Source organism: Streptomyces sp. YS-3, assembly GCF_045257485.1.
GTDB lineage: Bacteria > Actinomycetota > Actinomycetes > Streptomycetales > Streptomycetaceae > Streptomyces.
The window spans coordinates 1-6,052 of sequence record NZ_JBJHPC010000441.1 but is presented as its reverse complement, the minus strand read 5'-3'; the positions used below and the strand labels follow the sequence as shown (position 1 = coordinate 6,052).

Sequence of the window (6,052 nt, the reverse complement as noted above, 5' to 3'; positions counted from 1 at the left end):
CCGTGTAGTACGGCGAGTTGCCGCTGGCCGGGGCTCCGGGGGGAGGCGTCGGAGTGCCGGACGCCGCGTGTTCACCCGCCGGGCCGTTGGCCAGGACGCCGGGTCCCTGGGAGGCGGAGAGCGCCGCCACCGCCGCCGCGGCCACAGCGGTCGTGGTCGCCCCCTTGCGCAGCCGTCGACCGATCTGCGGTGCCATGTGCCCAGCCCCTCCCCGTGGTCAGCAGTTCGCGCTCCCCAGCGCAGGCTCCTGGAGACCCTAACGGACCCACTGGGTGCCGCGACACCGCCCCCTGACCCTTATTCACCTTTTCACCGTTTCGTCACCCGGGAGCCTCCCGGATATGGCGAAGAATCGGTTGACGCCCAAAGCCTCACGGTCCAAGCCCACAGTCCACACCCAACGCCCCACGGGCCGAGGCCCACCACGCAGGAGTCACCGTGGGGTGGCCGCCGCGCAGAGAACTGCCCGCAGGGTGCAGCGCCCCGGCGGGCAGGTCCTCAGGGGCCGGCGGACCGGGGCCCCGTACTCAGTGCGCGGCGGACTCCCAGTCCGCGCCGGCGCCCACCGACACGTCCAGCGGGGCGCGCAGCGACACCGCCGCGGCCATCTCGCGGCGGACCAGCACCTCGACCTTCTCGCGCTCGCCCGGTGCGATCTCCAGGACGATTTCGTCGTGCACCTGGAGCAGCAGCCGGGAGTCGAGGCCCGCCTCGGTCAGCGCCCGGTCCACCCTGAGCATGGCGACCTTGACGATGTCCGCCGCCGTGCCCTGGATCGGGGCGTTGAGCGCCATCCGCTCGGCCATCTCCCGGCGCTGGCGGTTGTCGCTGTTGAGGTCCGGCAGATAGCGGCGGCGGCCCAGCATCGTCTCCGTGTATCCGGTCGCCCTGGCCTCCTCCACCACGCGCTGGAGGTAGTCCCGTACGCCGCCGAAGCGCTCGAAGAACGTGTCCATCAGGCCGCGCGCCTCGGACGCCTCGATGTTCAGCTGCTGGGAGAGGCCGAACGCCGAGAGGCCGTAGGCCAAGCCGTACGACATGGCCTTGATCTTGCGGCGCATCTCCGGGTCGACCTGGGTCTTGTCGACGCCGAACACCTGGGAGGCGACCGTGGTGTGCAGGTCCTCGCCCGTGGTGAACGCCTCGATGAGGCCCGCGTCCTCCGAGAGGTGGGCCATCACCCGCAGCTCGATCTGGCTGTAGTCGGCGGTGAGCAGGGACTCGAAGCCCTCGCCGACCACGAAGCCGCGGCGGATGGCGCGGCCCTCGTCCGTACGGACCGGGATGTTCTGGAGGTTGGGGTCGGTGGAGGAGAGACGGCCGGTCGCGGCCACCGTCTGGTTGAAGGTGGTGTGGATGCGGCCGTCGGCCGCGACAGTCTTGATCAGACCCTCGACGGTGACGCGCAGCTTCGCCTGCTCGCGGTGGCGCAGCATGATGACCGGCAGCTCGTGCTCGGTCTGGGCGGCCAGCCACGCCAGCGCGTCGGCGTCCGTCGTGTAACCCGTCTTCGTCTTCTTGGTCTTGGGCAGGGCCAGCTCACCGAAGAGGACTTCCTGGAGCTGCTTGGGCGAGCCGAGGTTGAACTCGTGGCCCACCGAGGCGTGGGCCTCCTTGACGGCCTGCTGCACCGCGCCCGCGAACTGCTGCTCCATCGCCTCCAGATGGGGGCGGTCGGCCGCGATGCCGTACCGCTCCATCTTGGCGAGGAGGGCCGAGGTGGGCAGCTCCACATCGTGGAGCAGGTCGGTCGCGCCGACCTCCTTGAGCCGCTCGGTGAAGGCCTCGCCCAGGTCCAGGACGGCGCGCGCCTGGGTCATCAGGGCCTCGGCCTCGGCCTGGTCGTCGGTGCCGAAGGCGAGCTGCCCGTCGACGGCCGCGGGGGCGAGCTCGCGGCCCAGGTACTCCACCGACAGCGCGTCCAGGGCGAAGGAGCGGCGGCCGGGCTTGACCAGGTACGCGGCGAGCGCCGTGTCCATGGTGACGCCCGCGACGCTCCAGCCGTGCTCGGGGAAGACCCGCATCGCGGCCTTGGCGTTGTGCAGGACCTTCGGCCTGGCGGCGTCCGCGATCCAGGCGGCGAAGGCACGCTCGTCCGCCTCGTCGAGCTCGGAGGGGTCGAACCAGGCGGCGGGGCCGTCGGCGGCGGCCAGCGCGATCTCGCTCACGCTGCCCGTACCGAGCGCCCAGGCGTCCACGGTGGCCAGGCCCAGCGGCCCCGTGCCGTGCTCGGCCAGCCAGGGGGCGAGCTCGCCCGCGCCCAGCACCGCGCCGTCCAGCTCCACGCCGGCGGCGGGGGCGGGGGCCGCCTCCTGCTCGCCCGCGCCCGGGTCGACCGCGAGCAGCCGCTCGCGCAGCGAGGCGTTGCGGATCTCCAGCACGTCCAGGACGCCGATCAGCGCCGTCCGGTCGTACGGCAGGCGCTCCAGGTCGGCCGGGGTCTTGGGGAGCTCCACGTCGCGCACCATCTCGGTGAGGCGGCGGTTGAGGCTGACGGACTCCAGGTGGTCCCTGAAGTTCTGCCCGGCCTTGCCCTTGACCTCGTCCGCGCGCGCGACCAGCTGCTCGAAGGAGCCGAACTGGTTGATCCACTTCGCGGCGGTCTTCTCGCCCACGCCCGGGATGCCCGGGAGGTTGTCGGACGGGTCGCCGCGCAGCGCCGCGAAGTCCGGGTACTGCTGCGGGGTCAGGCCGTACTTCTCCTCGACCTTCTCCGGGGTGAAGCGGGTCAGCTCGGAGACGCCCTTGGTCGGGTAGAGGACGGTCACGTGCTCGGAGACCAGCTGGAAGGAGTCGCGGTCGCCGGTGACGATGAGGACCTCGAAGCCCTCGGCCTCCGCCTGGGTGGCGAGCGTCGCGATGATGTCGTCGGCCTCGAAGCCCTCGGTCGCGAAGCGCGGGGCGTTCATCGCGTCCAGGAGCTCGCCGATCAGCTCGACCTGGCCGCGGAACTCGTCGGGTGTCTTGGAGCGGTTCGCCTTGTACTCCGGGAACTCCTCGGAGCGCCAGGTCTTGCGCGACACGTCGAACGCCACCGCGAAGTGCGTGGGCGTCTCGTCACGCAGCGTGTTCGCCAGCATCGACATGAAGCCGTACACGGCGTTGGTCGGCTGACCTGCGCCGGTCGTGAAGTTCTCCGCGGGCAGCGCGAAGAACGCCCGGTACGCCAGGGAGTGCCCGTCCATGAGGAGCAGGCGCGGTCGGTTGTCAGGGGTCTTCTTCGATGCTGTCTCAGCCACGTCCCCGATCCTGCCACGCCCCACTGACAATCCCCGCCAGTGCGGAGCGGGGACCGCGCCGGGGCCGTTGTCAGTGGTCCGTGACAGGATCGGAACCGTACGTATCGCACACGTCGCTCGAAGGGGAGCGCCATGGCCACCAAGCCGCCCGCAGGGGACCCGGTCCAGGACGCGCCGCAGGTCGAGCCGCCCAAGCACGCCGCCGCCGGGCTGCCCGCGATCGGGTACACGGCGCTGATGGCCCAGCAGCAGATGGGCGTGGCCCGGGCGACGCGGACGCTTTTGAAGGTCAACCAGAAGGACGGCTTCGACTGTCCGGGGTGCGCCTGGCCGGAGGGCGACAAGCGGCACGTGGCGGAGTTCTGCGAGAACGGGGCGAAGGCGGTCGCCGAGGAGGCGACGCTGCGCCGCGTCACCCCGGACTTCTTCGCCGCGCACCCCCTCTCCGACCTCGCGGGCCGCAGTGGGTACTGGCTGGGACAGCAGGGCCGGATCACCCAGCCGATGTACCTGCCGGAGGGCGCCGACCGGTACGAGGCGGTGACCTGGGAGCGGGCGTTCGGGATCATCGCGGACGAGCTGAAGACGCTGGACTCGCCGGACGAGGCGCTCTTCTACACCTCGGGGCGCACCAGCAACGAGGCCGCGTTCCTGCTCCAGCTCTTCGCGCGCGAGTTCGGCACGAACAATCTGCCGGACTGCTCCAACATGTGTCACGAGTCGTCCGGCTCGGCGCTCACCGAGACCATCGGCATCGGCAAGGGCAGCGTCTCCCTGGAGGATCTGCACCAGGCCGACCTGATCATCGTCGCCGGGCAGAACCCGGGCACCAACCACCCCCGGATGCTCTCCGCCCTGGAAGAGGCCAAGCGGGCGGGCGCGAAGATCATCTCGGTGAACCCGCTGCCCGAGGCGGGCATGGAGCGCTTCAAGAACCCGCAGACCGCGAAGGGGCTGGCGCTCGGCGGCCAGAAGCTCAACGACCTGTTCCTCCAGATCCGCATCGGCGGCGACCAGGCGCTGTTCCGCCTGCTCAACAAGATGATCGTGGAGACCGAGGGGGCCGTGGACGAGCTGTTCGTCCGCGAACACACCCATGGGTACGAGGAGTTCGCCGAGGCGGCCCGTGCCGCCGACTGGGACGAGACGCTGGCCGCGACGGGCCTCACGCGCGCGGAGATCGAGCAGGCGCTGTCCATGGCGCTCGCCTCCCGGCGCACCATCGTCTGCTGGGCGATGGGCCTCACCCAGCACAAGCACGCGGTCGCGACCATCCGCGAAGTGGTCAACTTCCTTCTGCTGCGCGGCAACATCGGCCGCACCGGCGCCGGGGTCTGCCCGGTGCGCGGCCACTCGAACGTCCAGGGCGACCGCACCATGGGCATCTTCGAGCGGCCCGCGCCCGCGTTCCTCGACGCCCTGGAGAAGGAGTTCGGCTTCGCGCCGCCGCGCCACCACGGCTATGACGTGGTCCGCGCCATCGAGGCGCTGCGCGACGGCAGGGCCAAGGTGTTCTTCGCGATGGGCGGCAACTTCGTGGGCGCCACGCCCGACACGGAGGTCACCGAGGCCGCGATGCGCCGCGCCTCGCTCACCGTCCATGTGTCGACCAAGCTCAACCGCTCCCACGCGGTCACCGGCCGGCGCGCGCTGATCCTGCCGACGCTCGGGCGCACCGACAAGGACGTACAGAAGAGCGGCAAGCAGTTCGTCACCGTCGAGGACTCGATGGGACTGGTGCACTCCTCGCGCGGCAACCTCCGGCCCGCGAGCCCGCATCTGCTCTCCGAGCCCGCCATCGTCGCCCGCCTCGCGCGCGCCACGCTCGGTGCGGGGTCGAAGGTGGAGTGGGAGGAGTTCGAGAAGGACTACGCGACGATCCGCGACCGTATCGCGCGCGTGGTCCCCGGCTTCGAGGACTTCAACGCGCGCGTGGCGAAGCCCGGCGGCTTCCGGCTGCCGCACGGGCCGCGCGACGAGCGCCGCTTCCCCACCGCGACCGGCAAGGCCAACTTCACGGCGGCGCCGGTGGAGTATCCGAGGGTGCCCGAGGGCCGGCTGCTGCTGCAGACCCTGCGCTCGCACGACCAGTACAACACCACGATCTACGGCCTGGACGACCGGTACCGGGGCATCAAGGGCGGGCGCCGGGTGGTGCTGGTGAACCCGGAGGACGGCCGGGAGCTGGGCTTCGCGGACGGTGCGTACGCGGACCTGGTGAGCGAGTGGAGGGACGGGGTGGAGCGGCGGGCCCCGGGGTTCCGGGTCGTGTACTACCCGACGACGCGGGGGTGCGCGGCGGCGTACTACCCGGAGACCAACGTCCTGGTGCCGCTGGACTCCACGGCGGACACCAGCAACACCCCTGCCAGCAAGTCCGTGATCGTGCGTCTGGAACAATCGGCGACCGTCTAAGCGTTCGCTCAGACAGGTCGGCGTGGCCAGCGGGCCACGGAGACGGAACCGGACCACCACGATCGGAGTCCCGCGCCATGGGTGAGCAGAGCAAGGTGAAGTTCCCGCAGGGGGTCGTCGACGAGTACGCGGCGCTGGGCATCGACCTGCCCGCGCTGTTCTCCGCGGGACACCTCGGCACCCGGATGGGCGTGCAGGTCCTGGAGGCCTCCGCGGAGCGGGTCGTCGGCACGATGCCGGTCGAGGGCAACACGCAGCCGTACGGGCTGCTGCACGGCGGGGCGTCGGCCGTGCTGGCCGAGACGCTCGGGTCCGTGGGGGCGATGCTGCACGGCGGGATCACCAAGATCGCGGTGGGGGTCGATCTGAACTGCACGCATCACCGGGGGGTGCGGAGT

3 protein-coding genes and 1 pseudogene are annotated in these 6,052 nt (G+C 71.2%); 2 read left to right on the top strand and 2 right to left on the bottom strand.

All coding sequences use genetic code 11. The features are described 5' to 3' along the window. Positions 1–196: pseudogene (locus tag ACJA3G_RS27585) on the bottom strand (lytic transglycosylase); the annotation flags it as partial. A gap of 331 nt (positions 197–527) precedes the next feature. Then, complete coding sequence (gene polA / locus ACJA3G_RS27580) at positions 528–3,239, bottom strand: DNA polymerase I (RefSeq protein WP_406555747.1); 2,712 nt, start codon at positions 3,237–3,239, stop codon at positions 528–530. A 132-nt stretch (positions 3,240–3,371) separates the two neighbouring features. Between polA and ACJA3G_RS27575 the strand changes: the two genes are divergently transcribed. Together ACJA3G_RS27575 and ACJA3G_RS27570 are read left to right on the top strand one after the other, a co-directional pair. Continuing rightward, entirely contained in the window at positions 3,372–5,654 is a 2,283-nt protein-coding gene (locus tag ACJA3G_RS27575; RefSeq protein ID WP_406555746.1) for an FdhF/YdeP family oxidoreductase, read from the top strand. Positions 5,655–5,731: 77 nt separating this feature from the next. Then, a partial coding sequence (locus tag ACJA3G_RS27570) for a hotdog fold thioesterase (protein WP_406555745.1) occupies positions 5,732–6,052 on the top strand: 321 nt, incomplete at its 3' end.

Excerpts from the sequence above, each read along its gene's own strand:
- ACJA3G_RS27575 (WP_406555746.1), top strand. The coding sequence starts at position 3,372 with ATGGCCACCAAGCCGCCCGCAGGGGACCCGGTCCAGGACGCGCCGCAG.